Raw genomic sequence first — 25554 nt, 5'->3', positions numbered from 1 at the left:
ACGGGGGCACTGCTCGTCCTAAGGGCTGTCCCGTAATCCCCGGCGGGCGCACGACGACAGCTACGGCACCTCGCCGCGTTGTCGGATCGCCCGAATACGCCCAGTATGAGGACGACCCTCAGCCTTGCGATGCGCCGCATCTGACGCCGCGCGCTGATCCACCGGGGATTACGGGACAGCCCTTAGCGCGTGTCGCGAAAGTCCCGCCCGCCTCGCGACACGCCCTGGACACCACCTGGTCGTTCCGGCTCCGGAGTCTCGTCCACGAAGCCGTGTTCGGTCCGTTCCGTCGACCGCTGCGCCAGCCAACCCGACACCCGTGGGCCTCCGTTGACCGCTCCCCCGTCGAGGACCGTACGGACGTGCTCAAAGCCCTGACGGAGGTAGTACGCCTGCAGGTCCTTGTTCGTCGTCCACGCGTCGAGCCGGAGCCACTCGGCCCCGGCTCGACGGGCCCGGTCTCCGGCCCAGTCGAGCAGCCGGCCACCGATGTTCCGCCCAGCGTGCGTCCGTGCGACGGAGAGCTTGTTGATGAACATGGACGGCTCGGAGAGTTCTCGCTCCGCCCAGAGGCCCGCTTCCGCGTCCGGGGTCACGGTGATGGTCGCTGCCGTCACCGAACCGTCCAGGACCATGAAGACAGTGCCGTCCTCGATGGTCTCCAGCAGCCTGGCCGCCGGGTAAGGCAACTGCCACTGGTCGGTTCCGAGGCCCGAGAGCCACGCCGCGGCCTCCGATCGGAAGGCCAGCAGCTTGGCCACGTCGCCCGGTCGGGCGGGGACGATCCTCACCGGGGCTCGTTCTCACTTCGGGCGGACAGGTCGGCGATCTCGTGGTTCATCTGACTCAAGCCCCCGGAACGTCGTGGTGGTGCATCGAATGGGCCTGCCCGACGAACGACGAGAAGCCCGTACGTGTCCGGAGCAGCACCGACACCCCTGCTCCCGGACGGCCCAGGGCCAGTGAGGACAGCCATGGGGCCCTCCGCCGACGACCGCGGGCCCCCGTTCCGCACACCGGAAGACGTCCCCGCGGACGTCCCTGACCTGCCCTTACAGCACCGGCAGGTTCTTCCGCAGCTCGAAGGCGGTCACCTCGGAGCGGTACTCCTCCCACTCCGCCTTCTTGTTGCGCAGGAAGAAGTCGAAGACGTGTTCGCCGAGGGTCTCGGCGACCAGTTCGCTGCGCTGCATGAGCGCGAGGGCCTCGCCGAGGTTCTGGGGCAGCGGCTCGATGCCCATCGCGCGGCGCTCGGCGTCGGTGAGGGCCCAGACGTCGTCGTCGGCGCCCGGCGGGAGCTCGTAGCCCTCCTCGATGCCCTTCAGGCCCGCGGCCAGGAGCAGCGCGTACGCCAGGTAAGGGTTCGCGCCCGAGTCGATGGAGCGGACCTCCACCCGCGCGGAGCCGGTCTTGCCGGGCTTGTACATCGGCACGCGCACGAGGGCGGAGCGGTTGTTGTGACCCCAGCAGATGTACGAGGGGGCCTCGCCGCCGGCGCCCGCCGTGCGCTCCGAGCCGCCCCAGATGCGCTTGTAGGAGTTGACCCACTGGTTGGTGACGGCCGAGATCTCCGCGGCGTGCTTGAGCAGACCCGCGATGAAGGAGCGGCCGACCTTGGAGAGCTGGTACTCCGAGCCGGACTCGTAGAAGGCGTTTCGGTCGCCCTCGAAGAGCGAGAGGTGGGTGTGCATGCCGGAGCCGGGGTGCTCGGAGAAGGGCTTGGGCATGAAGGTCGCCTGCACGCCCTGTTCCAGCGCCACCTGCTTCATGACCAGGCGGAAGGTCATGATGTTGTCCGCCGTGGAGAGGGCGTCGGCGTAGCGGAGGTCGATCTCCTGCTGACCGGGCGCGCCCTCGTGGTGGGAGAACTCGACCGAGATGCCCATCGACTCCAGCATGGTGATCGCCTGGCGGCGGAAGTCCATGCCGACGTTCTGGGGGGTGTGGTCGAAGTAGCCCGAGTTGTCGGCGGGGGTGGGGCGGGAGCCGTCCAGCGGGCGGTCCTTCAGCAGGAAGAACTCGATCTCCGGGTGGGTGTAGAAGGTGAAGCCCAGGTCGGAGGTCTTCGCGAGGGCGCGCTTGAGGACGTAGCGCGGGTCGGCGAAGGACGGGGAGCCGTCCGGCATCAGGATGTCGCAGAACATGCGCGCCGTGCCGGGGGCCTCGGCGCGCCACGGCAGCACCTGGAACGTCGACGGGTCGGGCTTGGCGATCATGTCGGACTCGTAGACGCGGGCGAAGCCCTCGATCGCCGAGCCGTCGAAGCCGATGCCCTCGTCGAAGGCCTGCTCGAGTTCGGCCGGGGCGACGGCCACCGACTTGAGGAAGCCCAGCACGTCCGTGAACCACAGCCGTACGAACCGGATGTCCCGCTCCTCCAGTGTCCGGAGCACGAACTCCTGCTGCTTGTCCATCTTCCGCTTCCACCCATCCTTGCTGGTCAGGCCGCCTGCTCCCACGCCTCGAAGACGGTCGGCGCACCTGAGCATCCCACCACAACACCATTTCGTGCGCGTTGCCGACCATGATCGGCCCGCCGACCACGGAGTGAACGCCTCGCATACGGAAGGTGTCCCGCTCCGTTGCCCATACTGCCTGCTCACCCGCCTCCTTGTAATGCCCCGCCTCCGCGCTCTCTCCGCACTTTAATTTGCATCTCAGATGCAACTTTAACTACCGTGCCTCACAGGACCAGGGAGCCGCGACCGCGGCCCTCCGCTTCCGTCATGACCTCGAGGAGTTCCGATGCTGTCCGAGCAGTCCACCATCACCGTGCGCGCCACCCTCCCCGCGGTCGGCGCGGCCATCGGCGAGATCGCCGACCGCTTCTACGAGGGGCTGTTCGCCGCCCACCCGGAACTGCTGCGCGACCTCTTCAACCGTGGCAACCAGGCCTCGGGCATCCAGCGCCAGGCACTGGCGGGATCCATCGCCGCCTTCGCCGGCCACCTCGTCGAGCGGCCGGACGAGCGCCCCGACGTCATGCTGAGCCGCATCGCGCACAAGCACGCCTCGCTGGGGATCGCTCCCGAGCAGTACGCGGTCGTGCACGAACACCTCTTCGCGGCCATCGCCGAGGTCCTCGGCGACGCGGTCACCCCCGAGGTCGCGGCCGCCTGGGACGAGGTCTACTGGCTGATGGCGAACGCCCTGATCGCCCTGGAGAAGCGGCTGTACGCCCAGCACGCGGACGGTCGCTCCGGCTGGCGGACGTGGGAGGTCGTGGGCCGCGACGAGGAGACCGCCGATGTCGCCACCTTCCGGATGCGCCCGGCAGACGGCGGGCCGCTGCCGGACTTCCGGGCGGGCCAGTACGTCTCGGTCCGCGTGACGCTGCCGGACGGCGCCCGCCAGATACGCCAGTACAGCCTGGCCGGCGCCCCGGGCTCGCCGGACCGCCGGATCGGTGTCAAACGGGTGCGCGACGCCGGAAGCCCCGAGGGGGAGGTCTCGAACCACCTGCACACCGACGTGGGAGTCGGCTCCACCCTGGAGGTCTCCGCCCCGTACGGCGATCTGGTGCTCGACGACCTCGACGCCCCCGTGCTGCTGGCCTCCGCCGGCATCGGCGTCACCCCGATGATCGCCATGCTGGAACAGCTCGTGCTCACCGGACACCGCGCCCCGGTCACGGTCGTGCACGCCGACCGCTCCCCCGCCGACCACGCGCTGCGCGCCGACCACGAGGCGTACGCGGCGAAGCTCGCCGACGCGTCGGTCCACTTCTGGTACGAGCGGGACTCCGAGAGGGTGGAAACCGGCCTGCCCGGCCGCGCGGACCTCTCCTCGGTGCCGGTCGCCTCGGGCACCCGGGCGTACCTGTGCGGCCCGCTGCCCTTCATGCGGGCGGTGCGCGCCCAGCTCCTCGGCAAGGGCGTGGCCGCCGCCGACATCCACTACGAGGTGTTCGGACCCGACCTCTGGCTCGCACAGGACTGAACGGAGCGCGCGGCAGGACCGCCGGTCCCGTTCCGGCAGGCACCGGCAGGCACACGCGGGCACACGCGGGCACTCGCGGGCACCGGCAAGGAGACGGGACCCTCAGGGCCGGCTGGAGATTCCCAGCAGCAGCGGGCCGGTCGGTGCCGCGACCATGTCCCCTACCGTCAGCGGGTCCAGCGAGGCGAAGAACGCCTCCTGGGCCCGCCGCAGCGCACCCCGCAGCCGGCACGCGGAGTGCAGCGGGCAGGGCGCGGCACCCTCGCAGTCGACGACGTCACCGTCCCCCTCGAAGGTCCGGACGATGGCGCCGACCGAGGCCGTACGGCCCGCCTCGGTGAGGGTGAGACCCCCGCCCCGGCCTCGGCGGGCCGCGAGCAGCCCGAGGTGCTGGAGCTCGGCGACGACCTTCGCGGCATGCGTGTAGGGGACGTCCATGTCCGCCGCGACCTCCCGGGTCGTGGGCGTCGAGTCGCCCGCGACGGCGAGCCGCATCAGCACACGCAGGGCCAGGTCGGTGGAGCGGAGCAGCCTCATGACGCCAGCGTAAATAATGCGCATCCGAGGTTCAAATTATCTGCGGGGCGCACGGAACCGTCGGCGCCGTTGTCGCGGAGCGCCCGCGTTCGGACATTCTGTGCCCTGATCGCCTGTGGGGCACCCTCTCCCCATTACGATCAGCGGACCCGACCGTCCCATCCCCATAAGGACTCGCCATGGGTTCCGCCAAGAACACCACCTCCGCGCAGCGCAAGGCGCGCATAGAAGAGATGCGCAAGACCGAACGTTCCCGGGAGCGTCGCAACCGGATCCTCGCGATCACGGCCGGCACGGTCGTCGTCGTCGGTCTCGTGGTCGGCGGTGTCGTCCTGGTCAGGTCGCAGTCCGACAAGAGCGACACCTCGGCGAGCGACTCCAAGGGCGGCGGCTCCGGGCACTTCGTCTCGGGCAAGGACGGCGTGCGGACGTGGTCGGGGAAGCTGTCCCGCAACCACGTCACCAAGACCGTGAAGTACCCGATGGAGCCCCCGGTCGGCGGTGACCACAACCAGGTGTGGATGAACTGCAACGGCGACGTCTACGCCAAGCCGGTCGGCAACATGAACGCCGTGCACTCGCTGGAGCACGGCGCGGTCTGGGTGACGTACAACGGCAAGGCCTCGGACGCCGACGTGAAGGCGCTCTCGGAGAAGGTCAAGAAGACCCCGTACACCCTGATGAGCCCTGTCGAGGACCAGAAGGACCCGATCATGCTCAGCGCCTGGGGCAAGCAGCGCACGGTGACGAGTGCGAGCGACCCGGCCGTCGACACGTTCTTCTCCGAGTTCGTGCAGGGCAAGCAGACGCCCGAGCCGGGTGCCGCCTGCACCAACGGCCTGGCGCAGTGAGCCGGTTGAGGCAGATGAGGCAGGTGGGCTGGATCGCGGGCACCACGGCGGCGGTGCTGGTCGCCGCCGGCGCCATCACGTACGCGGTCGCCGAGAGCGACGACCCCGGGACCAGGACGCCCGCCGCGGACTCCGCGGACGCGGGCTTCGCGCGGGACATGGCGGTCCACCACCAGCAGGCCGTCGAGATGTCCTACCTCGTGCGCGACCGCACGGGCGACGAGGAGGTACGGCGGCTCGCGTACGACATCGCGCAGACGCAGGCCAACCAGCGCGGCATGCTGCTGGGCTGGCTCGACCTGTGGGAGCTGCCGAAGGTGTCCGCGGACCCGCCCATGACCTGGATGGGCATGGGCGACATGGCCTCCGGCAAGGACGGCGCGCTGATGCCGGGCATGGCGACCAACACCGAGCTGAAGAAGCTGAACACGCTGAAGGGCAAGCGGGCCGAGATCCTGTACCTGCAGCTGATGACCGACCACCACAAGGGCGGTATCCACATGGCCGAGGGCTGCGTCCAGAAGTGCACGGTCGGCGTGGAGAAGAAGCTCGCGCAGGGCATGGTCGACGCGCAGCAGTCCGAAATCAAGCTGATGGCCGACCTGTTGAAGGCACGCGGCGCGAAGGCGCGCGACTAGGGCGTGTTGCGGAAGCCCCGTCGGCCGCCCGGCGGCAGGCGGCAGGCGGCAGGCGGGGCTCCCGTAACACGCCCCAGCGCCGCACCCGGGGCGGGGAACCCCTTCGCGCGAAGTCGAGGGATATCCCTACGGCCGTCGGAGGGCTCTCTCCAAACCGGCCCAAATGACCTTCAATCACAGCCACTTGGCGTTTCCTTGGCCTTCTCATTCCCCTTGCATGAACGGTTCATCGCCAGAGTGACCCCAGCGTGATCCATTCCGTGTGCCCTGCGTTCGGCGCACGGTCTCGCACATCACGGACGACCGCACATGCGACGAACCGCATCGCAGGGGGTTTTATGAGATCCAATCGCGCTGCAGTACGCGCCGGAGTGAGCATGGCAGCGGCGCTGCCGATGCTCGCCGGCGCGCTGGCGCTCGGCATACCCGCGGCCCACGCCGCGACGGGCCCGAGCCGGCACACCCTCGCGGGCACCAAGCCCGCGTGGGCCACGCCGAAGGCGGACAAGGGGGCCACGTCCGACGGCTCCCAGGTCTCCGCCCGGGTCTACTTCGCGGGCCGCGACGCCGCCGGCCTTGCCGCGTATGCCAAGGCCGTCGCCGACCCGGCGTCTGCCTCGTACGGGAAGTACCTCTCCGCCGAGCAGACGCGGGCCCGCTTCGGCGCCACCAAGGCACAGGTCACCGAGGTGACCTCGTGGCTGAAGTCGGCCGGCCTGAAGGTCACCGGCAGCACGCAGCACTACGTCTCCGTCACCGGTGACGTCGCCGCCGCCGAGAAGGCGTTCGGCACCCAGCTGCACAACTACACCAAGGGCGGGAAGACCTACCGGGCTCCGGCCGGGTCGGCCTCCGTCCCGTCCGCCCTGAACGGCGCCGTCCTGACCGTCACCGGCCTGGACAACGCCCCGCACAAGGCGACGCACAGCGACACCCTGCCGCCTCCGGACGCGGTGTTCCGCAACGCCGGGCCGTTCTCCTCGTACTACGGCTCGAACACCGCGAGCACGCTGCCGAACGCGTACGGCAAGAAGATCCCGTACGCGGTGCAGGGATACACCGGCAAGCAGCTGCGCGCCGCCTACGGTGCGGGCAAGCGCACCGGCAAGGGTGTCCGCGTCGCCATCACCGACGCGTACGCCTCGCCGACCATCGCGTACGACGCGGCGAAGTACGCCAAGAACCACGGTGACGCGAAGTACTCCACCAGTCAGCTGCGTCAGGTGCTGCCCGGCACCTACACGAAGACCGAGGAGTGCGGCGCGGCCGGCTGGTACGGCGAGGAGACCCTCGACGTCCAGGCCGTGCACGCCGTCGCGCCCGGGGCGAGCATCACGTACGTGGGTGCCGCCTCCTGCTACGACGACGACCTGCTCGACTCGCTCAGCAAGATCGTCGACGGGCACCTGGCCGACATCGTCTCCAACTCGTGGGGCGACATCGAGGCCAACCAGACCCCGGACCTCGCCGCCGCGTACGACCAGGTCTTCCAGTTCGGCGCGGTCGAGGGCATCGGCTTCTACTTCTCCTCCGGTGACAACGGCGACGAGGTCGCCAACACCGGTACGAAGCAGGTCGACACCCCGGCCAACTCGGCCTGGGTGACGGCGGTCGGCGGTACCTCGCTGGCGGTCGGCAAGGGTGACAAGTACCAGTTCGAGACCGGCTGGGGCACCGAGAAGGCCGCCCTCGCGGCCGACGGCAAGAGCTGGACCGGCTTCCCGGGCGCGTTCACCTCGGGCGCGGGCGGCGGCACCAGCAAGACCGTGGCGCAGCCCTTCTACCAGAAGGGCGTCGTACCGGGCGCGCTCGCCAAGGCCAACGGCACCACGGCCATGCGCACCGTGCCGGACATCGCGGCGATCGCCGACCCCAACACCGGTTTCCGCGTCGGCCAGACGCAGACCTTCCCGGACGGGTCGCAGCAGTACAGCGAGTACCGGATCGGCGGCACCTCGCTCGCCGCGCCGGTGATCGCGGCCGTCCAGGCCCTGGCCCAGGAGGCGCGCGGCGGCAAGGCGATCGGTTTCGCCAACCCGTCGATCTACGCGAAGTACGGCTCCAAGGCGTACCACGACGTCACGGACAACCCCAAGGGTTCCGGACTCGCCGTGGCGCGTGTGGACTTCGCCAACTCGTTCGACGCGTCCGGGGGTCTGCTGATCTCCGTGCGCAGCCTCGGCAAGGACAGCTCGCTGTCGGCCGTACGCGGCTACGACGACGTCACCGGAGTGGGCTCGCCCGCCCCCGGCTACGTCGAGTCGTACCGTCGCCACTGAGCCCGATCCCGGCTCTGGCCTGAGGGGCCGGGCCCGCTCCGCCTCGCGCGGGGTGGGCCCGGCCCTTCCCCGTCTCGCGCGGGGTGGGCCCGGCCCTTCCCCGTCTCTCGCGGGGTGGGCCCGTGGGGCGCCCCGCACCCCATCGTGTCGCTCTGACGATTACACTGGGCGGGTGCCTTCTCTGAACTTCCGGTCGCTCTATCAGCACGGCTTCGCACGCGTCGCCGCCTGCACGGGCCACACCGTCATCGCGGACCCGCCCGCCAACGCCGAGGCGGTCCTGCGCCAGGCGCGCAGGTGCGCCGGGGAGGGTGTCGCCGTCGCCGTCTTCCCGGAGCTGGGACTGTGCGGCTACTCGATCGAGGACCTGCTGCTCCAGGACGCGCTGCTCGACCAGGTCGAGGAGGCGCTCCGGACCGTGGTGGCAGGGTCGGCGGAACTCCTGCCGGTCCTGGTCGTGGGCGCCCCGCTGCGCCACCGCAACCGGGTCTACAACTGCGCGGTGATCGTGCACCGCGGCCGGGTCCTCGGTGTCGTACCCAAGTCGTACCCGCCCAACTACCGGGAGTTCTACGAGCGTCGGCAGATCGCCGCGGGCGACGACGAGCGCGGTGGCACGATCCGGGTCGACGGGGAGTCCGTGCCGTTCGGTGTGGACCTGCTGTTCGCCGCGGACGACGTCCCGGGCCTGGTCCTGCACACGGAGATCTGCGAGGACATGTGGGTGCCGGTGCCCCCGAGCGCCGAGGCGGCGCTGGCGGGCGCCACCGTCCTCGCCAACCTCTCCGGCAGTCCGATCACCGTCGGCCGGGCCGAGGACCGCAAGCTGATGTGCCGCTCGGCGTCGTCGCGCTGCATCGCCGCGTACGTCTACGCGGCGGCCGGCCTGGGCGAGTCGACCACCGACCTGTCCTGGGACGGACAGACCATGATCTACGAGAACGGGACGCTGCTGGCCGAGTCCGACCGCTTCCCGCTCGACGACCAGTGCGCCGTCGCGGACGTCGACCTCGACCTGCTGCGGCAGGAGCGGCTGCGGACCGGCAGCTTCGACGACAACCGGCGCACCCACACCCCCCGCACCGCCGATTTCCGGACGGTGGCGTTCCGGCTCGACCCGCCGGCCGGCGACCTGGGCCTGCGGCGTCGCGTCGAGCGCTTCCCGTTCGTGCCCGCGGACCCCGACCGGCTGGCCCAGGACTGCTACGAGGCGTACAACATCCAGGTCGCGGGACTCCAGCAGCGGCTCGCCGCGATCGGTGGCCCGAAGGTGGTCATCGGGGTGTCCGGCGGTCTTGACTCCACGCACGCGCTGATCGTCGCGGCCCGCGCGATGGACCGGGCCGGCCGCCCGCGCAGTGACATCCTCGCCTTCACCCTGCCCGGCTTCGCCACCAGCGACCACACCAAGGGCAACGCGCACGAGCTGATGCGCTCCCTCGGCGTCACCGCGGCCGAACTGGACATCACGCCGACCGCCCGGCTGATGCTGAAGGAGATGGAGCATCCCTTCGCGTCCGGCGAGCCCGTGTACGACGTCACCTTCGAGAACGTGCAGGCCGGACTGCGCACCGACTACCTGTTCCGGCTCGCCAACCAGCGCGGCGGCATCGTGCTCGGGACCGGCGACCTGTCGGAGCTGGCGCTCGGCTGGTCCACGTACGGCGTGGGCGACCAGATGAGTCACTACAACGTCAACTCGGGTGTGCCCAAGACCCTGATCCAGCATCTGATCCGCTGGGTCATCGCGAGCCGTCAGTTCGGCGAGGACACCGACCGGACGCTCGCCGCGATCCTCGACACGGAGATCAGCCCTGAGCTGGTCCCGGGCGAGGAGATGCAGTCGACCGAGTCGAAGATCGGCCCGTACGCGCTGCACGACTTCACGCTCTTCCACCTGCTGCGCTACGGGTTCAGGCCGTCGAAGATCGCCTTCCTCGCCCGGCACGCGTGGCACGACCCGGACGCGGGCGCCTGGCCGCCCGGTTTCCCCGAGGCCGAGCGGGTCGCGTACGACCTGCCGGAGATCCGGCGCTGGCTGGAGGTGTTCTGCCGCCGCTTCTTCGGGTTCGCGCAGTTCAAGCGCTCGGCGATGCCGAACGGGCCGAAGGTCTCGGCGGGCGGTTCGCTCTCGCCGCGCGGCGACTGGCGCGCGCCGTCCGACGGTTCGGCCCGCACCTGGCTGCGTGACCTGGCCCGCTTCGACCCGCCGGAGACGCAGGGCTGACCGTTCAGCGGCGCAGGGCCTCCGGCCGGTCGGGGACGTGAGCGGCGACCAGACGGCCGGGGGTGACCACCCGGGCGGTCACACGGCGGCGGTCGACCGTGTACGCCGTCCCGGCGACGGCCAGGCCGAGCACGGCGAGGGCGGCTCCGGCGAGCGCCGGGGAGGTGGCGCCGAACCCCGCGGCCAGCGCGAGCCCCCCGATCCACGCACCTCCCGCGTTCGCGAGGTTGAACGCGGCCTGGTTCGCGGACGAGGCCAGCGACGGGGCAGCGGATGCCTTCTCCATGACCATCAGCTGGAGCGGCGAGCCGGTGACGAAGGCGGCCGTGCCGAGCAGGGTGACGGCGAGAGCGGCACTCCACTGCGCCGACATCAGCAGGGGGAAGAGGGCGAGCACCGCGACCAGGGACGCGAGACCGCCGAAGAGCGTGCCGCGCAGGGAGTGGTCCGCCAGCCGTCCGCCCGCCAGGTTGCCCACCGTCGCGCCGACGCCGAACAGCGCGAGCAGCAGCGTGACGCTGGACTCGGCGTACCCGGCGGACCCGGTGAGCATCGGCGTGACGTAGCTGTACGCGGAGAACAGCGCGCCGAAGCCGGCCACCGTCGTCCCCAGGGCAAGCCAGACGGGGAGTGAACGCAGGGCCGCCAGTTCGCCGCGCAGGCCGCCGGTGGCGGCATGGGTGTGGTCGTGCGGGACGAGCAGCGCCAGCGAGGCGATCGCCGCCAGACCGATCACGCCGACCCCGAGGAAGGCGGCCCGCCAGCCGAAGTGCTGGCCGATGAACGTGGCCGCCGGCACTCCCGCGATGTTCGCGACGGTCAGCCCGAGGAACATCAGCGAGACGGAGCGCGCCTTGCGCTCGGGGGCGACGAGGCCGGTGGCGACGACGGCGCCGACGCCGAAGAAGGCGCCGTGCGGCAGACCGCTGAGGAAGCGGGCGGCGAGCAGCCAGTGCTGGTCGGGGGCGAGCGCCGAGAGCGCGTTGCCCGCGACGAAGAGGACCATGAGGCCGATGAGGACCTTGCGGCGGGACATACGGGAGGTGGCCGCCGCGAGCAGCGGGGCGCCGACCACCACGCCGAGCGCGTACGCCGAGACCAGGTGTCCCGCGGCGGGGACGGATATGTGGAGGTCGTCCGCGATGTCGGGCAGCAGGCCCATCATCACGAACTCGGTGGTGCCGATGCCGAAGGCGCCCACGGCGAGGGCGAGCAGGGCCAGGGGCATGAAGGGGCCTTTCAATGGAGCGGAGGGTGCGACAGCCGGGCCGAGTGGAACGGGGGCGGGCCTACGGGCGGCGTGGCGCGGACGAGACCGGACCGGCCGGCGGGCCGTTCGGCACGCACGGAGACGCCCGTGCACACCGGTGTGCACGGGCTTTGTAAGTTCAACTATGGAACAAAGTCTCTCAGGCCCAGTATTCCAGCAGGTTAAGACCCGGTTGCCGCGACCTTTACACGGGCGGCGATCGGGAGATGGTCGCTGGTGGTCCCGGGCAACGTCCAGGAGGTCACCGGCTCGACGCCCTTGACCATGATCTGGTCGATCCGGGCCATCGGGAACGACGCCGGCCAGCTGAACCCGAAGCCGCTGCCCGCCGCGCCCTGCGTGGAGCGCATCTGCGAGGTGACGCCGTTCAGCGCGCGGTCGTTCATCGTGCCGTTCAGGTCGCCGAGCAGGACGACCCGCTTCAGCGGCTCGTCGGCGATCGCCTCGCCCAGCGCGTCGGCGCTGCGGTCGCGCTGGCGGGCGGTGAACCCGGCCTCCAGCTTCACCCGTACCGAGGGCAGGTGGGCGACGTACACGGCGACGGCGCCGTCCGGCGTGGTCACCGTCGCCCGCATCGCCCGCGTCCAGCCCAGCTTGATGTCCACGGGCCTGGCCCGGGTCAGCGGGTACTTGCTCCACAGCCCGACGGTGCCCTGCACGGAGTGGTACCTGTACGTGGCCGCCAGCGCCTTCTCGTACGTCGGGACCGCCGTGGCCGTCAGTTCCTCCAGGGCCACCACGTCGGCGCCCGAGGCGGCCACGTCGCGTGCGGTGCCGGACGGATCGGGGTTCTCCGCGTTGACGTTGTGCGTGGCGACGGTGAGGTCGCCGCCGCTTCCGGTCCTGTCGACGAGCAGTCCGCCGAAGAGGTTCAGCCAGACGATCGCGGGGAGCAGCACGGCGATCAGGGCGGTCGCGGACTTCCGTACCAGCGCGAGAGCGAGCAGGACCGGGACGAACAGGCCCAGCCACGGCAGGAACGTCTCTGTGAGGCTGCCGAGGTTGCCGATCCGGTTGGGGATCTGCGCGTGCAGCAGCATCACCAGCGCCAGGAGCAGCGCGAGCGCGGCGAGGATCAGGCCCCGGCGCCAGATGCCGCGGTCGCCGCGCCATCTGTCCAGCAGGCGCCGAAAACGGGGGCCTCGGCGCTCGGGCCCCGAGTCGCCACTGCCCGTCTCCGTCATATACGCCTGCGCCATACCGTCGCCTCACAACCTGCCGTGCACACCGTCAGCCCCGCGGTTACGACCCTAGGGGATGATCGGTGCCGTTCCTGCCGTCCCATGACGGCCGTACGGGCACGAGGACGAACAACTCGGTGTCCGGAGTTCCGAATCGGGAGCGAAGCGCGCCCTCTGTGACGAAACGCGCACATTCGGCCTACGGGTCGGCCAGGTGAACCAACGCCGAACAGATGGGCTAACGTCCGGGCGGGCGGAGCCCCGTGAGCACCGCGTCGACGATCTGCTCCGCGAGGTCCTCGGGGAGTTCGGCCTCCGGGCGCATCACGGCGCGCACCAGCATGGGTCCGACGAAGAGGTCGTTGATGACCTCTATGTCCACGTCGTCGCGGAGTTCGCCGTCGCGTTGTCCGCGGCGCAGGACTTCGAAGGTGGTCCGGCGCCGCGGTTCGATGACGGTGGCCTGGTAGGCCGCCCAGATCTTCGGGCTGGTCTTTATCTGGGCGTACACGTTGTGCAGGAGCGCCGACGAGCGGCTGGCCAGGCCCCGCCGGCGCAGCGGCTCCAGAAGGGCGATCAGATCGTCGCGCATGGAGGTGCCCGGGAGTTCGGCGTCCGGCGGCTCGGTGGCGCGCATGACGTCGACGAAGAGTTCCTCCTTGCCGCTCCAACGGCGGTAGATGGTCGCCTTGCCGACGCCCGCGGTGCGCGCCAGACGCTCGATGGAGATGTCCGCGAGCGGGACACCGTCCTCCAGGAGCTTCACCGCGCCCTCGATGATGGAGCGTTCCACGGCCTCGCTGCGGGGGCGCCCCCGGGGGGAACCCTCTTGCCTTTCCCGGCTGTCAGCGAGGTTCACGTGTCGCTCCGTTCCTTCGTCCTGCCCTGGTGGTTCTTGCCGGCCCACGGCGTGTGGGGCACCCGGTGCCGATGCAAGGGGGTGCCCCGCCGCGTCCCTCCGTCAGTGCTCCGCGGTCACCAACTCCGTCCGGTCCTCGTCCTGTTGCGGGGTGGGCGGACGGCCCGGCAGGAAGAGGGCCACGACGACGGCGCCCACGATCGCCACTCCCGCGCCGCACAGGGCGGTCACGTGCATGGCGTGCAGGAAGGCGTCGTTGGCCGGGGTGACCAGGGCGTCGCCCCGGGGGCCGAGTTTGGCGGCGACCCCGAGGGTGGCCTCGATGGACTCGCCCGCGGTGTGGCGCAGGCCGGGCGGCAGGAGGGAGAGCTTGTCCTCGATGCCGTTGCGGTAGGCCGAGGAGAGGACCGAACCGAGGACCGCGATGCCCAGGGCGCCGCCGACCTGGCGGAAGACGTTGCTGAGGGCGGAGGCGGAGCCGGCCTTCTCGCGCGGCAGGGCCTGCATTATGACGACGCTCGTCGGGGTCATGATGTGCGCCATACCGGTGCCCATCAGGAAGAAGATGACCTCGAGGAGCCAGATCGGGGTGTCCGCCTTCAGTGTCGCGAACGCGCCGAGCATCGCGGCGAGCAGCAGCAGGCCCCCCGTGCATGTGGCCCGGTTGCCGATGCGGTCGACGACCAGGCGGGCGCGCGGCGCGAAGATGAGCTGGGCGGCGGCGAGCGGCAGCATCAGCACACCGGTCTTCAGCGGCGAGTAGCCGCGCACGCTCTGCGTGTAGAAGACGGAGAAGAAGGTCACGCCCATCAGCGCGAAGAAGACGAGCGCGATGGCGGCGATGGCGGCCGAGAAGACCTTGTTCTTGAAGTACGTGACGTCGATGGACGGATGGTCGCTGCGCTTCTCGTAGACGACGAAGGCGACCAGGACGGCGACTCCGGCCCCGATCGTGGCGAGGACCGTCGCGTCGGTGAAGGAGGCAAGCTGGCCTCCCTTGATGATGCCGTAGACGAGCAGTACGAGCCCGATGACGGACAGGACGACACCGACCAGGTCGACGCGGCCGGGGCTCGGGTCGCGGGAGTCGGGGACCAGCCAGAACATCAGGACGAGCGCGAGAATCACGATCGGCACGTTGATCAGGAAGACCGAGCCCCACCAGAAGTGGGCGAGCAGCACACCGCCGGTGATCGGGCCGATGGCGATGGCGAGACCGACGCCGCCGGCCCAGATGCCGATGGCCTTGGGCTGCTCCTCGCGCTCGAAGACGTTCATGAGGACGGCGAGGGTGGCGGGCATCACGAAGGCCGCGCCGAAGCCCATGACGGCACGGAAGACGATGAGCTGTACGGGCGAGCCCGACTCCGCCGCCAGTGCCGAGCCCACGCCGAAGACGGCCAGACCGGCGAGCAGGACCTTCTTGCGGCCGAGCCGGTCACCGAGGAGGCCCGCGGTGAAGAGCAGCCCGGCGAAGACGAGCGTGTAGGCGTTGATCGCCCACTCCAGCTCGCTCTGCGTGGCGCCGAGTCCGGTGGGCGCCGGGGTGGAGATCGTCTTGATCGCGACGTTGAGGATCGAGTTGTCCAGCACCACGATCAACAGGCTGAGCATGAGCACGCCGAGAATGGCCCAGCGGCGCCGATGCACCGCTTCGGGCACACGCCGTTCGGCGGGGGCAGCGGGAGTTGTCATGTGCGGGAGCCTAACGAAATTCGATACGGAACCGTATCGTATCGTAAATCCTTTACGGAGACCTTGCGAAGCGATCCGGACCAACCGGACGGATGGGGCGTACGCACCGCCTGACGGGTGAACCGGCGGGCGGGACGGCGGGCGGCCGGCGCGAGTCCGGCCCGGAGAGCCGAACCCCCGGGAACCGGCCCCCGGCCCCCTGTCACCGGCCCCGGAGCGCTGGGCCGCGGGGGACGAATCCATGGAGAGGGGGACCCCCGGGGCGGAGGATGAGACGCGTGTCGCTCGACCTGGTCTGGCCCCCGTTGGCACGAGGTGCCACCATGGAGGGGATCCGGGGACGCCGTCAGGGCGCCTCGAGATGACAGAAGGAGCCGTTGCGATGACGCAGCTCTCGGCTGCCCCGAACCAGCCCGCCGACGGTGCGCGGGCCACCACCGACAGCGGCAGGGCGCTGTACGGAGGCAAGAGCACCCGCCGCATCACGGTCCGCGACATCACCGCGGCCAAGGAGCGCGGCGAGAAGTGGCCCATGCTCACCGCCTACGACGCGATGACCGCGTCCGTCTTCGACGAGGCCGGTATCCCGGTGATGCTCGTCGGCGACTCGGCCGGCAACTGCCACCTCGGGTACGAGACGACCGTGCCCGTCACCCTCGACGAGATGACGATGCTGTCCGCCGCGGTCGTCCGCGGCACCAGCCGCGCCCTCATCGTCGGCGACCTGCCCTTCGGCTCGTACCAGGAGGGCCCGGTCCAGGCCCTGCGCTCCGCCACCCGGCTGGTCAAGGAGGCCGGGGTCGGCGCGGTGAAGCTGGAGGGCGGCGAGCGCTCGCACCGCCAGATCGAGCTGCTCGTGGAGTCCGGCATCCCCGTCATGGCGCACATCGGCCTGACCCCGCAGTCCGTGAACTCCATGGGCTACCGCGTCCAGGGCCGCGGCGAGGAAGCCGCCCAGCAGCTGCTGCGCGACGCCAAGGCGGTCCAGGACGCGGGCGCGTTCGCCGTCGTCCTGGAGCTGGTCCCGGCGGAGCTCGCCGCCGAGGTGACCCGCACCCTGCACATCCCGACCGTCGGTATCGGCGCCGGACCGGAGACCGACGCGCAGGTCCTGGTGTGGACCGACATGCTCGGCCTCACCGGTGGCAAGGTGCCGAAGTTCGTGAAGCAGTACGCCGATCTGCGCGCGGTCATGGGTGACGCGGCCCGCGCGTTCGCCGACGACGTCGTCGGCGGAACGTTCCCCGTCGAGGAGCACTCCGTCCACTAGCGTCACCAGGCCCCACCGAGCCATTGCGGCACGAAGACAGCCCGCCGAACTTCCCCCGTCGGCGGGCTGTCGCCGTTCCCGGACGGCGGGGACGGACGGCGGGGACGGACGGCGGGGTGCGCACGCCCGTCAGCGACCCGGCGGCCGCTGTCGGCGGCCTGTCGGTGACCGCGGAGGACTGTAGGCACCCTGTAGGCGGTTTGTCGGTGGGCACTGACATCTTGTGGGCATGACGCGAATCGACAAGAACCCCGGCACCGGCGCCCGCAGCGCCGTCACCGTGCGGGGACTGGTCAAGCACTACGGCGAGACCAAGGCACTGGACGGCGTGGACCTGGACGTCCACGAAGGCACCGTCCTCGGCGTGCTCGGACCCAACGGCGCCGGCAAGACCACCCTCGTCCGCATCCTGTCCACCCTGGTCACCCCCGACGCCGGCCGGGCGACGGTGGCCGGCTACGACGTGCTCACCCAGCCCCGCCAGCTCCGCCGGGTGATAGGCCTCACCGGCCAGTACGCCTCGGTCGACGAGAAGCTCCCCGGCTGGGAGAACCTGTACATGATCGGGCGGCTGCTCGACCTGCCCCGCAAGGAGGCCCGCCGGCGCGCCGACGAGCTCCTGGAGCGCTTCTCCCTCACCGACGCCGCCAAGCGCCCCGCGTCGACGTACTCCGGCGGCATGCGCCGCCGTCTCGACCTCGCCGCCTCCATGATCGGCCACCCGTCCGTCCTCTATCTGGACGAGCCGACCACCGGCCTCGACCCGCGCACCCGCAACGAGGTGTGGAAGGAGGTCAAGCGGATGGTGGCGGACGGCGCGACCGTGCTGCTCACCACCCAGTACATGGAGGAGGCGGAGCAGCTGGCCTCCGAACTGACGGTCATCGACCGCGGCAAGGTCATCGCGAACGGCCGGATCGACGACCTGAAGGCACGGGTCGGCGGCCGTACGCTGCGCATCCGCCCGCTGGACCCGCTGGAGCTGCGTCCGCTGGCCGCCCTCTTCGACGAGCTGGGCCTCACCGGTCTCGCCTCCTCGGCCGTGGACATCGAGACCGGCACCGTCGTGGTGCCGATCCTCAGCGACGAACAGCTCACGGCCGTGGTCGGCGCGGTCAGCGCGCGCGGCATCACGATCGCCTCCATCTCCACCGAACTGCCCAGTCTGGACGAGGTCTTCCTGTCCCTCACCGGCCACAAGGCCAGTGCCCCGCAGGACCAGGCCCCCGCCCGCGCCTACGAGGAGGTCTCCGTATGACCACCGCTGTCGCCGAAGCCCCCCTCGCCGCCCAGGGCGACCCGCGCATCTCGCCCCGGGCGCACGCGCGCCACATCGGCGCCCTCGTCCGCCGCAACCTGCTGTGGATCCGTCAGGACCCGGAGTCGATGTTCGACGCCGTCCTGATGCCGGTCGTCTTCACCCTGCTGTTCGTGTACGTCTTCGGCGGCTCCATCGGGCAGTCGCTCGGCGGCGGCCAGGACAGGTACGTGCAGTACGTGGTGCCCGGTCTGATGGCGATGACGGCCATGAACATCGCGACGGCCGTCGGCACCGGCTTCAACCAGGACTTCCAGACCGGTGTGATGGACCGCTTCCGCACCCTGCCGATCGGCCAGGGCTCCGTGCTCTTCGCCAAGATCGTGGTGGAGCTGATGCGGATGCTCGTCGCGACGACGATCCTCCTGGTCGTCGGCGTGCTGGTCGGCTTCGACATCACCAACTGGCCGGGCCTGTTCGCCTCGGTGGGGCTCTCCGTCCTCTTCGGCTCCGCCCTGATGTGGATCTTCCTGGTCCTCGGTGTGACCATGAAGAACGCGCAGTCGGTACAGGCGATGGGCTTCCTCGTCCTGATGCCCCTGCAGTTCGGTTCGTCGATCTTCTCGCCGACCGGCACCATGCCCGGCTGGCTGCGCGCCTTCACCGACTACAACCCGCTGTCCTCGCTCGCGGACACCACGCGCGGCCTGATGGTGGGCGGCCCGGTCACCCACAGCCTGTGGGTGACCCTCGCCTGGACGGCCGGGCTCACCGTGGTCATGGCGCCGATCGCGATCCACAAGTTCCGTACCAAGAGCTGACGTCCGCCCGGGTCATGACCGGGACCCCGGCTCGCGTCACACGAGGGCGGCGGCCTCCTCCACGGAGAGCGCGCCGCCCTCGGCGTACGCGGCCTCGTACGCCCGCTCGTCCAGCAGGGCCCGTACGCCGGCCTCGGCCCGGACCCGCACCTCGTCCTCCATCGGGCCCACGAAGTGGCCCGGCGGCAGCAGCCGGTCGGCCGCGCCGAGCAGCACGGCCGCGTCCCGCACCCGACGGCCGCCGTCCAGACCGGTGAGGGCGACAGCGGCGGTGGTCAGATGCGCGGAGGTCATGTGCGGCGCGATGACCTGCGACAGCGGATCGCCCGCCCGCTCAAGCGCCTTGCGCACCTTCACCAGGGCGGCCTCGTACAGTCCCTCCAGCGCGTCCAGCCATGCCTCGATGCCCAGCACGAAGCCGTCGAAGACCACGAAGGTGACGGCCTCGAAGTCCGCGCGCAGCAGCCGCATCTGCTCGCGCGCCTCCGGGACCCGGCCGCTTCGGGCCAGCCACATCGACAGGAAGAGCCGGGAGGCGGGCATGGCCTCGTTCAGTGTGCCCTCGCCCTTGGCCAGCACCTCCCTCAGCATCCGCTCACCGCGCTCGCTCTCGCCGGACTCGATGAGGACGCCGCCGAGCCGGGTGCTCAGCACCGCCGTCTGCGCGTGCGCCCCGAGCCCTTCCGCGTGCTCCATCGCCTCGGCGTAGTCGTCGGCCGCGAGCCGGTAGGCGCCCCGCCGTTCATGGGCCTCGCCGCGCGCCGAGAGCGCCTCGGCGGCGCCCCAGGCGTCTCCGATCCGGGTGAAGATCTCCAGCGCCTCGTCCGCGTCCCGGACCGCGTCGCCCGCCCAGGTGGCCCGGTTGGCGAGGACGTTGGCGCGCATCTGGAGGGCGACGCCCAGCTCCCACGCGTAGCCGAGCCCGCGGCAGGTGCGGACGGTCTCGTCGATGACGGCGCGCATCCGGTCCATGTCACCCGTCATGATCACGGCGTAGAACCAGAGGTTGCCGGGGCTGCGGCAGGTCTGCGGCAGCCCCGGGCTGTAGGCCCGGCTGATGGCGCGCAGTTTCTCCTGGGCCTCGGGGGTCTCCCAGGCGCCCATGTCCATGTCCATGCAGGCGAGGTGCACGAGGTGCAGGCCGCGGCGGGCCTCGTCGAGGATCTCGGGGCGCATCGGCGGCGGGGCGTCCGTGCAGCTCTCGGCCAGCGGGGGGACCGGCCGCAGGGGTTCGGCGAAGGGGTCCGGGCCGAGGGCCATGACCTCACCGGACCAGTGGCGGGCCATCAGCCGCAGGTCGCGCATCTGCCAGTACCAGGCCAGCGAGAGGACGAGGCAGAGCGCCTCCTGTTCGTCGCCGGTGGCGACGGCACGCTGAAGGGCGGCTCTGAGGTTCTCCGACTCCCGTTCCATCCGCTCGATCGCGGCGCGCTGACCGGTGCCGCGCAGCTGCGGGTCGGTGGTACGGGCGAGTTCCCGGTAGTACGTCAGGTGGTCGCGCTCGGCGGCGGAGCGCTGCCCGGACTCGTCGAGCCGTTCACCGGCGTACTCGGCGACGGTCTCCAGGAGCCGGTAGCGCATCGCGCCGTCGCCGGAGTGGGCCGCGACGACGAGGGACTTGTCGACGAGCGAGCCGAGCGACTCCAGGGCCACCGGGCCGCAGACGGCCTCGGCGGCGGCGAGGTCGCAGCCGCCCGCGAACACCGACAGCCGCCGCAGGACGTCCCGCTCGTCCCCGTCGAGCAGGTCCCAGGACCAGTCGACGACGGCCCGCAGGGTCTGCTGGCGCGGCAGCACCGTGCGGCTGCCCGAGGTCAGCAGCCGGAACCGGTCGTCGAGCCGGTCGGCGATCTGCCGCGGGGTGAGCATCCGCAGCCGGGCCGCGGCGAGTTCGATGGCGAGCGGCAGGCCGTCCAGCCGGCGGCAGATCTCCGCCGCGGCCTCGGCGGTCCCGGCGTCGGCGTCGATCCGGAAGCCCGGCCGGGCGGAGGCCCCGCGGTCGGCGAACAGCCGCAGCGCGAACGGCTCCGGCAGCGGCTCCACGGGCCGCAGCAACTCCCCCGGCACGCCGAGGGGTTCACGGCTGGTGGCCAGTACGGTCAGCCCCGGGCACCGCTCCAGAAGCTCCTCCGCCAGCTGCGCCGCGGCGTCCACGACATGCTCGCAGTTGTCGAGGATGAGCAGCATGCTGCGCTTGGAGCAGTACTCGGCGAGCCGGTGGAGGGGATCGTCGTGCCGGTCGGAGGCGGCCCGCATCTCCTCGGCGCCGGCGCCGCGCAGCACCGTCTCCCGGGCTCCGACCGCGGTGAGCACGGCGTCGGGCACGGCCAACGGATCGTCGACGGGCGCGAGTTCGGCCAGCCACACCCCGTCCCTGGCCCCGGACGCGACGGCCTCCGCCGCCTCCTGCGACAGCCGGGTCTTCCCGGCGCCGCCTGGGCCGAGCAGTGTCACCAGCCGTGCCGAGGCGAGGTCGCCCCGGATGGTGTCGATGTCGGCCTGACGCCCGACGAACGAGGTGAGCCGGGCGCGGAGGTTGCCGGGGGGCGCGGACGCGACGGGGGCACCGGGGCCTCCCCCGGCCGGAGGAGGCAGCGGCGCGGACACGGAGGTGTGCGGGGCCGGCGCCGGGGTGTGTCGTGGGGGTGCGGTACGGGCCTCGGTGCCGTCCGTGTGCGCCGTCGGGCGGGGGGACGCCGTCGGGCCGTCCGAGCGGAGCAGCTCTCCGTGCAGCGCCCGGAGCTCCGGGCCGGGGTCGGAGCCCAGCCGGTCGGCCAGCAGCGCGCGCAGCGACTCGTAGGCGGCCAGGGCCTCGGCGGGGCGGCCCGCGTCGCGCAGGGCGCGCAGCCGCAGGACGTGCAGTGGCTCGTCCAGGGGGTGGAGGTCGCACAGGGCGGTGAGCTCGGGCAGGGACTGTTCCGCGTCGCCGAGTGCCAGGGCCGCGCCGAGGCGGGCGCGGCGCACGTCGAGGCGGCGGGTCTCCCAGCGGGCCGACTCGGCGGTGCGGTCCGGGAGGTCGGCCAGGGCCGGCCCGTGCCACAGCGCGAGGGCGTCGTCGAGGATCACGGCCGCCTTCGCCGGGTCGCCGTCGGCGAGCGCGCGTGCGCCCTCTCCCGCGAGCCGCTCGAAACGGTGCAGGTCGATGTCGTCCGCGGACGCGACGAGCCGGTAGCCCCCGCCCACCGAGTCCACCACGCCCGCGCCGAGCGCCCGGCGCAGCCTCCCGACCAGCGCCTGCAGCGCCGCGGGCGCGTCGGCGGGCGGGTCGGCGTCCCACACCTCGTCGACCAGGACGGCGGCGGGCACGGTCCGGCCCGGCCGGAGCGCGAGCACGGTCAGCAGGGCACGCAGTCGCGCCCCGCCGACCGGGACGGCCGTGCCGTCGGTGCGGAGTGCCTGGGTGGTTCCGAGGATGCGGTAGCGCACGGGGTCCATTGTCTCCGGTGACATCAAGTGCGGGTGTCGGGTACCGCGAGCCGGCCGGGACTCCGGCCCAGTCCGGGAGTCGGGGCTCCGTCGTCCCCGTACGGCGACGGCCCCACCCTCTCCGGAACCAACGGCCGATCGCGAGACGTTTTCCGTCCGAGCCCGGTACGGTCGGGCAGGCCCAGCACACGCGTACCAGTCCAGGGAGTCCCATGACCACCGCCGCGTCCCGTCGCAGCGACCGGAGGATCAGCCCCGTCTTCGTCGGGATCGTGGCCGTGACGGCGGTGACGGGGTGGGCGACCTGGACCGGGTTCGCCGAGCAGCCCGGTGTGGCCGTGTTCCTGTTCGTGACGGCCGCGTGGATCGTCTCGCTCTGCCTGCACGAGTACGCGCACGCGCGCACCGCCCTGCACAGCGGTGACATCTCGATCGGCGCGAAGGGCTATCTGACGCTCAACCCGCTGAAGTACACGCACGCGCTGCTGAGCATCGTGCTGCCGGTGATCTTCGTGATCATGGGCGGGATCGGGCTGCCGGGCGGCGCGGTCTTCATCGAGCGGGGCCGTATCCAGGGCCGCTGGAAGCACAGCCTGATCTCGGCGGCGGGCCCGCTGACCAACGTGCTGTTCGCGGTGGTGTGCACGGCGCCGTTCTGGCTGCACGCGCTGGACGGTGTGCCGGTCGCCTTCCAGTACGCGCTGGCGTTCCTCGCGCTGCTCCAGGTCACGGCCGCGATCCTGAACTTCCTGCCGGTCCCGGGCCTGGACGGCTACGGCGTGATCGAGCCGTGGCTGTCGTACGGCGTCCGCCGTCAGGTGGAGCCCTTCGCGCCGTTCGGCCTGCTCGCCGTGTTCGCGGTGCTGTGGATCCCGTCGGTGAACACCGTGTTCTTCGACGCGATCTACTCCGTCCTGGGCGGCCTCGGCATCGACGACCTGCACCGCTACTGCGGCCAGAACCTCTACCGCTTCTGGGACAGCGCCGACCAGTTCTGCACCGTCAGCCGGTGACGGACCCGGACCGGCGGCGCAGCCGGCCGCGCCGCGCGTAGTACCAGGTCATGTTGGACGAGAGACCGGCCAGCAGCACCCACACGATCCCCAGCCAGCTGCCCTGGACGAAGGAGACCACGGCCGCGGCGACGGAGAGGACGCAGACCGCGAGGGCGTAGAACGCGAGGCGCCGGGTCGGGTCGGAGGAGGGCGAGGCGGACATGGGGGACGGCTCCTGACAGACGGACGGATCGCTGGTGCTGCGGCGTCCAGTGTCCCTCATGTCCGTGTCCCCCTGCCCCTTGCCCCACGCCCGACCCGGGCCTGTGCGGCCGCCGCGCGTCCACGCGTCCGTCACCCGTACGTCCGCCATGCGTACGGCCGCCATCCGTACGTCCGTCCCTTATACGTCCGTCACCCGCAGGCCCGCGTGGGCCTTGTAGCGCCGGTTCACCGAGATCAGGTTCGCGACCAGCGACTCGACCTGGTGGGCGTTGCGCAGCCGGCCCGCGAAGACCCCGCGCATGCCGGGGACGCGCCCGGCGAGCGCCTGTACGAGCTCGACGTCCGCGCGCTCCTCGCCGAGGACCATCACATCGGTGTCGATCTCCTCGATCTCCGGGTCCTGGAGGAGCACCGCGGAGAGGTGGTGGAAGGCGGCCGTGACCCGCGAGTCCGGCAGCAGGGCCGCGGCCTGCTCGGCGGCGCTGCCCTCCTCCGGCTTCAGGGCGTACGCGCCCTTCTTGTCGAAGCCGAGCGGGTTGACACAATCGACGACGAGCTTGCCCGCCAGTTCCTCGCGCAGGGCTTCCAGGGTCTTGCCGTGCCCGTCCCACGGCACGGCGACGATCACGAGGTCGCTGCGCCGGGCGCACTCGGCGTTGTCGGCGCCCTCGACACCGTGCCCCAGTTCCGCGGCGGCGGCCCGCGCCCGCTCCGCGGCACGCGAACCGATGATCACCTTCTGGCCCGCCTTGGCGAGGCGGTAGGCCAGGCCCTTGCCCTGGGGACCGGTGCCGCCGAGCACGCCCACGACGAGCCCGGACACGTCGGGCAGGTCCCAGGGGTCCTTGGCGGGGGCCTTCTGTGCGCTGTCAGTAGAGGTCATGGGCCGACCTTACGTGCGCGGATCCCGCCCCGGGGGGCCGCGGGGGCTCAGGTGAGGGCGGTCACCGGGATGCGCCGGAAGGTGATCGTCTCGTACGGGCCGAAGTCGCCGGTCTCGTAGAGGAGTCCCACGGTCTGCGGGTCGACGCGGGCCAGATCGCAGTACGCGGCGGGCAGTCCGTCGACGGTGTGGACGGGCCGCCAGGTGGTGCCGCCGTCCGCGGAGGCGCGGACCGTCATCAGGGCGCGGGCGGCGGGGTCGGCCGGGCCCGCGTACAGGAGCAGGTCGGGATCGCGGAGCTGGAGGACGCTGCCCTGGACCACCGGGGTGACGAGCCCCGCCTGCGGACGGAAGGGTTTCAGCAGGGTCCGCCCGCCGTCCGCGGAGTGCGCGTCGGCGCGGCAGCCCGGCGACGGGGAGTCGTTGCGGGTGTTGAAGTAGACCCGCCCGTCGGGGAGTTCGGCGGCCGTCGTCTCGTTCGCGTTGACGTATCCGTCGGTGTTCTCGTCGAGGTAGCCGAGGTACCAGTTCGCGCCGCGGTCGTCGCTGAGGAGGCAGTGGCCGCTGTTGTACCTGGCCTCGGTGCCGTTGTCGGTGCCGGTGGGCGGCAGGGTGTGGTTGCCGGGCACGACCACCCGGCCGGTGGTGAGCTGGATCGCGTGCCCCGGCGTGGTCGCGTACCACCGCCATCCCGCTCTCTTCACCCGCGAGGTGATCTCCTGCGGCGCGGACCAGGTGAGGCCGTCGTCGTCGCTGTACTGCACCCACACGCGACGGCCGTCGGCGGCGCTCACCCTGCCGCGCAGGACGGCGTCCTCGGTGGCGGTGGCCGCGGCACGGACGTGCACGAGCAGGATGCGGCCGGTGTCGAGGACGACGGGGGCGGGGTTGCCCGCGAGGTCGTCCCCGTTCTCGGCCACGGTCCGCAGGGCGCCCCAGGTGCGGCCGCCGTCCGTGGACCGTTTCAGGACGACGGCGATGCGGCCGTGGTCCTGGGCGGAGTCGACCCGGCCCTCGCAGAAGGCGAGCAGGGTGCCCGCCTGGGTGACGACGAGGGCGGGAATCCGGTAGCTCGCCCGGCCTTCACCACCGGCGCGGAAGGGGACGCTGGTCGCCGCGTTCGGTTCGGTCATGGGCGGGCTCTGCCCCACTCGGGCGAATTCATGGTGAACTCCGCCTGACGAGTCGTCGGTTGCGGCA

The 25554-nt window shown here is 71.5% G+C and carries 20 protein-coding genes; 9 read left to right on the top strand and 11 right to left on the bottom strand.

Going from position 1 to position 25554, the window contains the following annotated elements; all coding sequences use genetic code 11:
* Window positions 1–182: 182 nt before the first annotated feature.
* A complete protein-coding gene (locus ACFVTC_RS04425; protein ID WP_390123848.1) occupies window positions 183–791 on the bottom strand; it encodes a GNAT family N-acetyltransferase in 609 nt (202 codons plus the stop codon).
* Between the two features lie 261 nt (window positions 792–1052).
* Complete coding sequence (glnA, locus tag ACFVTC_RS04420; RefSeq protein WP_390123846.1) at window positions 1053–2414, bottom strand: type I glutamate--ammonia ligase; 1362 nt, start codon at window positions 2412–2414, stop codon at window positions 1053–1055.
* Window positions 2415–2745: 331 nt separating this feature from the next.
* Between glnA and ACFVTC_RS04415 the strand changes: the two genes are divergently transcribed.
* Window positions 2746–3939, top strand: a complete 1194-nt coding sequence (locus ACFVTC_RS04415) for a globin domain-containing protein (RefSeq protein WP_390123844.1) — start codon at window positions 2746–2748, stop codon at window positions 3937–3939.
* A 102-nt stretch (window positions 3940–4041) separates the two neighbouring features.
* On the opposite strand, the gene ACFVTC_RS04410 is transcribed toward ACFVTC_RS04415, so the two are convergent.
* Window positions 4042–4476 carry an RrF2 family transcriptional regulator gene (locus ACFVTC_RS04410; protein ID WP_390123842.1) on the bottom strand — a complete coding sequence of 145 codons (435 nt, stop codon included), beginning with the start codon at window positions 4474–4476 and terminating at the stop codon, window positions 4042–4044.
* A gap of 179 nt (window positions 4477–4655) precedes the next feature.
* On the opposite strand from ACFVTC_RS04410, the gene ACFVTC_RS04405 reads away from it, so the two are divergent.
* The 4 genes from ACFVTC_RS04405 (at window position 4656) to ACFVTC_RS04390 (ending at window position 10471) form a co-directional block, all read left to right on the top strand.
* A complete protein-coding gene (locus tag ACFVTC_RS04405) occupies window positions 4656–5327 on the top strand; it encodes a DUF3105 domain-containing protein (RefSeq protein ID WP_390123840.1) in 672 nt (223 codons plus the stop codon).
* A 14-nt stretch (window positions 5328–5341) separates the two neighbouring features.
* Entirely contained in the window at window positions 5342–5965 is a 624-nt protein-coding gene (locus ACFVTC_RS04400) for a DUF305 domain-containing protein (protein WP_390123838.1), read from the top strand.
* Between the two features lie 338 nt (window positions 5966–6303).
* Complete coding sequence (locus ACFVTC_RS04395; protein ID WP_390123836.1) at window positions 6304–8244, top strand: protease pro-enzyme activation domain-containing protein; 1941 nt, start codon at window positions 6304–6306, stop codon at window positions 8242–8244.
* Between the two features lie 181 nt (window positions 8245–8425).
* Window positions 8426–10471 (top strand): NAD(+) synthase, encoded by a 2046-nt coding sequence (locus ACFVTC_RS04390; protein WP_390124690.1) that lies wholly within the window; start codon window positions 8426–8428, stop codon window positions 10469–10471.
* Window positions 10472–10475: 4 nt separating this feature from the next.
* Here ACFVTC_RS04390 and ACFVTC_RS04385 read toward each other — a convergent pair whose 3' ends face one another.
* From ACFVTC_RS04385 to ACFVTC_RS04370, 4 genes are all read right to left on the bottom strand, one after another.
* On the bottom strand, window positions 10476–11699 hold the full coding sequence (locus ACFVTC_RS04385; RefSeq protein ID WP_390123834.1) for an MFS transporter: 1224 nt from the start codon (window positions 11697–11699) through the stop codon (window positions 10476–10478).
* Window positions 11700–11902: 203 nt separating this feature from the next.
* Window positions 11903–12940 carry an endonuclease/exonuclease/phosphatase family protein gene (locus ACFVTC_RS04380; protein ID WP_390123832.1) on the bottom strand — a complete coding sequence of 346 codons (1038 nt, stop codon included), beginning with the start codon at window positions 12938–12940 and terminating at the stop codon, window positions 11903–11905.
* 220 nt (window positions 12941–13160) lie between these two features.
* Window positions 13161–13781 carry a TetR/AcrR family transcriptional regulator gene (locus ACFVTC_RS04375; protein ID WP_390123830.1) on the bottom strand — a complete coding sequence of 207 codons (621 nt, stop codon included), beginning with the start codon at window positions 13779–13781 and terminating at the stop codon, window positions 13161–13163.
* Window positions 13782–13883: 102 nt separating this feature from the next.
* Complete coding sequence (locus ACFVTC_RS04370; RefSeq protein ID WP_390123828.1) at window positions 13884–15476, bottom strand: DHA2 family efflux MFS transporter permease subunit; 1593 nt, start codon at window positions 15474–15476, stop codon at window positions 13884–13886.
* 382 nt (window positions 15477–15858) lie between these two features.
* Here ACFVTC_RS04370 and panB point away from each other — a divergent pair, with 382 nt between their 5' ends.
* The 3 genes from panB (at window position 15859) to ACFVTC_RS04355 (ending at window position 18825) form a co-directional block, all read left to right on the top strand.
* Window positions 15859–16746, top strand: a complete 888-nt coding sequence (gene panB, locus ACFVTC_RS04365; protein WP_390123826.1) for a 3-methyl-2-oxobutanoate hydroxymethyltransferase — start codon at window positions 15859–15861, stop codon at window positions 16744–16746.
* 229 nt (window positions 16747–16975) lie between these two features.
* Window positions 16976–18004 (top strand): ATP-binding cassette domain-containing protein, encoded by a 1029-nt coding sequence (locus ACFVTC_RS04360; RefSeq protein WP_390123824.1) that lies wholly within the window; start codon window positions 16976–16978, stop codon window positions 18002–18004.
* Entirely contained in the window at window positions 18001–18825 is an 825-nt protein-coding gene (locus ACFVTC_RS04355; RefSeq protein ID WP_390123822.1) for an ABC transporter permease, read from the top strand. Before ACFVTC_RS04360 ends, ACFVTC_RS04355 begins: the two co-directional genes overlap by 4 nt.
* Before the next feature lie 36 nt (window positions 18826–18861).
* On the opposite strand, the gene ACFVTC_RS04350 is transcribed toward ACFVTC_RS04355, so the two are convergent.
* Window positions 18862–22260, bottom strand: a complete 3399-nt coding sequence (locus tag ACFVTC_RS04350; RefSeq protein WP_390124688.1) for a BTAD domain-containing putative transcriptional regulator — start codon at window positions 22258–22260, stop codon at window positions 18862–18864.
* Window positions 22261–22463: 203 nt separating this feature from the next.
* Here ACFVTC_RS04350 and ACFVTC_RS04345 point away from each other — a divergent pair, with 203 nt between their 5' ends.
* Window positions 22464–23264 carry a site-2 protease family protein gene (locus tag ACFVTC_RS04345; protein ID WP_390123820.1) on the top strand — a complete coding sequence of 267 codons (801 nt, stop codon included), beginning with the start codon at window positions 22464–22466 and terminating at the stop codon, window positions 23262–23264.
* Here the strand turns inward: ACFVTC_RS04345 and ACFVTC_RS04340 are convergent.
* The 3 genes from ACFVTC_RS04340 to ACFVTC_RS04330 all read right to left on the bottom strand — a co-directional run bounded on the left by ACFVTC_RS04340 (window position 23254) and on the right by ACFVTC_RS04330 (window position 25487).
* Window positions 23254–23469, bottom strand: coding sequence for a hypothetical protein (locus ACFVTC_RS04340; RefSeq protein ID WP_385083563.1), 216 nt, complete (start codon window positions 23467–23469; stop codon window positions 23254–23256). The two genes, ACFVTC_RS04345 and ACFVTC_RS04340, sit on opposite strands and share 11 nt — an antisense overlap.
* Window positions 23470–23649: 180 nt before the next feature.
* Window positions 23650–24354: an NADPH-dependent F420 reductase gene (gene npdG / locus ACFVTC_RS04335; protein WP_390123818.1), complete on the bottom strand. Its 705-nt coding sequence runs from the start codon at window positions 24352–24354 to the stop codon at window positions 23650–23652.
* A gap of 47 nt (window positions 24355–24401) precedes the next feature.
* On the bottom strand, window positions 24402–25487 hold the full coding sequence (locus ACFVTC_RS04330; protein WP_390123816.1) for an exo-alpha-sialidase: 1086 nt from the start codon (window positions 25485–25487) through the stop codon (window positions 24402–24404).
* Window positions 25488–25554: the final 67 nt, after the last annotated feature.

It is taken from the genome of Streptomyces sp. NPDC057950 (genome assembly GCF_042887295.1).
GTDB classification, from domain to species: Bacteria; Actinomycetota; Actinomycetes; order Streptomycetales; family Streptomycetaceae; genus Streptomyces; species Streptomyces kaempferi.
The sequence above is the reverse complement of the archived record's forward strand: the minus strand, read 5'-3'. Positions and strand labels throughout refer to the sequence as shown.

Coding starts and splice junctions, on each gene's coding strand:
- glnA (WP_390123846.1), bottom strand. CDS start 2,414: ATGGACAAGCAGCAGGAGTTCGTGCTCCGGACACTGGAGGAGCGGGAC.
- ACFVTC_RS04415 (WP_390123844.1), top strand. CDS start 2,746: ATGCTGTCCGAGCAGTCCACCATCACCGTGCGCGCCACCCTCCCCGCG.
- ACFVTC_RS04410 (WP_390123842.1), bottom strand. CDS start 4,476: ATGAGGCTGCTCCGCTCCACCGACCTGGCCCTGCGTGTGCTGATGCGG.
- ACFVTC_RS04405 (WP_390123840.1), top strand. CDS start 4,656: ATGGGTTCCGCCAAGAACACCACCTCCGCGCAGCGCAAGGCGCGCATA.
- ACFVTC_RS04400 (WP_390123838.1), top strand. CDS start 5,342: ATGAGGCAGGTGGGCTGGATCGCGGGCACCACGGCGGCGGTGCTGGTC.
- ACFVTC_RS04395 (WP_390123836.1), top strand. CDS start 6,304: ATGAGATCCAATCGCGCTGCAGTACGCGCCGGAGTGAGCATGGCAGCG.
- ACFVTC_RS04385 (WP_390123834.1), bottom strand. CDS start 11,699: ATGCCCCTGGCCCTGCTCGCCCTCGCCGTGGGCGCCTTCGGCATCGGC.
- ACFVTC_RS04380 (WP_390123832.1), bottom strand. CDS start 12,940: ATGGCGCAGGCGTATATGACGGAGACGGGCAGTGGCGACTCGGGGCCC.
- ACFVTC_RS04370 (WP_390123828.1), bottom strand. CDS start 15,476: ATGACAACTCCCGCTGCCCCCGCCGAACGGCGTGTGCCCGAAGCGGTG.
- panB (WP_390123826.1), top strand. CDS start 15,859: ATGACGCAGCTCTCGGCTGCCCCGAACCAGCCCGCCGACGGTGCGCGG.
- ACFVTC_RS04360 (WP_390123824.1), top strand. CDS start 16,976: ATGACGCGAATCGACAAGAACCCCGGCACCGGCGCCCGCAGCGCCGTC.
- ACFVTC_RS04355 (WP_390123822.1), top strand. CDS start 18,001: ATGACCACCGCTGTCGCCGAAGCCCCCCTCGCCGCCCAGGGCGACCCG.
- ACFVTC_RS04350 (WP_390124688.1), bottom strand. CDS start 22,260: ATGGACCCCGTGCGCTACCGCATCCTCGGAACCACCCAGGCACTCCGC.
- ACFVTC_RS04345 (WP_390123820.1), top strand. CDS start 22,464: ATGACCACCGCCGCGTCCCGTCGCAGCGACCGGAGGATCAGCCCCGTC.
- ACFVTC_RS04340 (WP_385083563.1), bottom strand. CDS start 23,469: ATGTCCGCCTCGCCCTCCTCCGACCCGACCCGGCGCCTCGCGTTCTAC.
- npdG (WP_390123818.1), bottom strand. CDS start 24,354: ATGACCTCTACTGACAGCGCACAGAAGGCCCCCGCCAAGGACCCCTGG.
- ACFVTC_RS04330 (WP_390123816.1), bottom strand. CDS start 25,487: ATGACCGAACCGAACGCGGCGACCAGCGTCCCCTTCCGCGCCGGTGGT.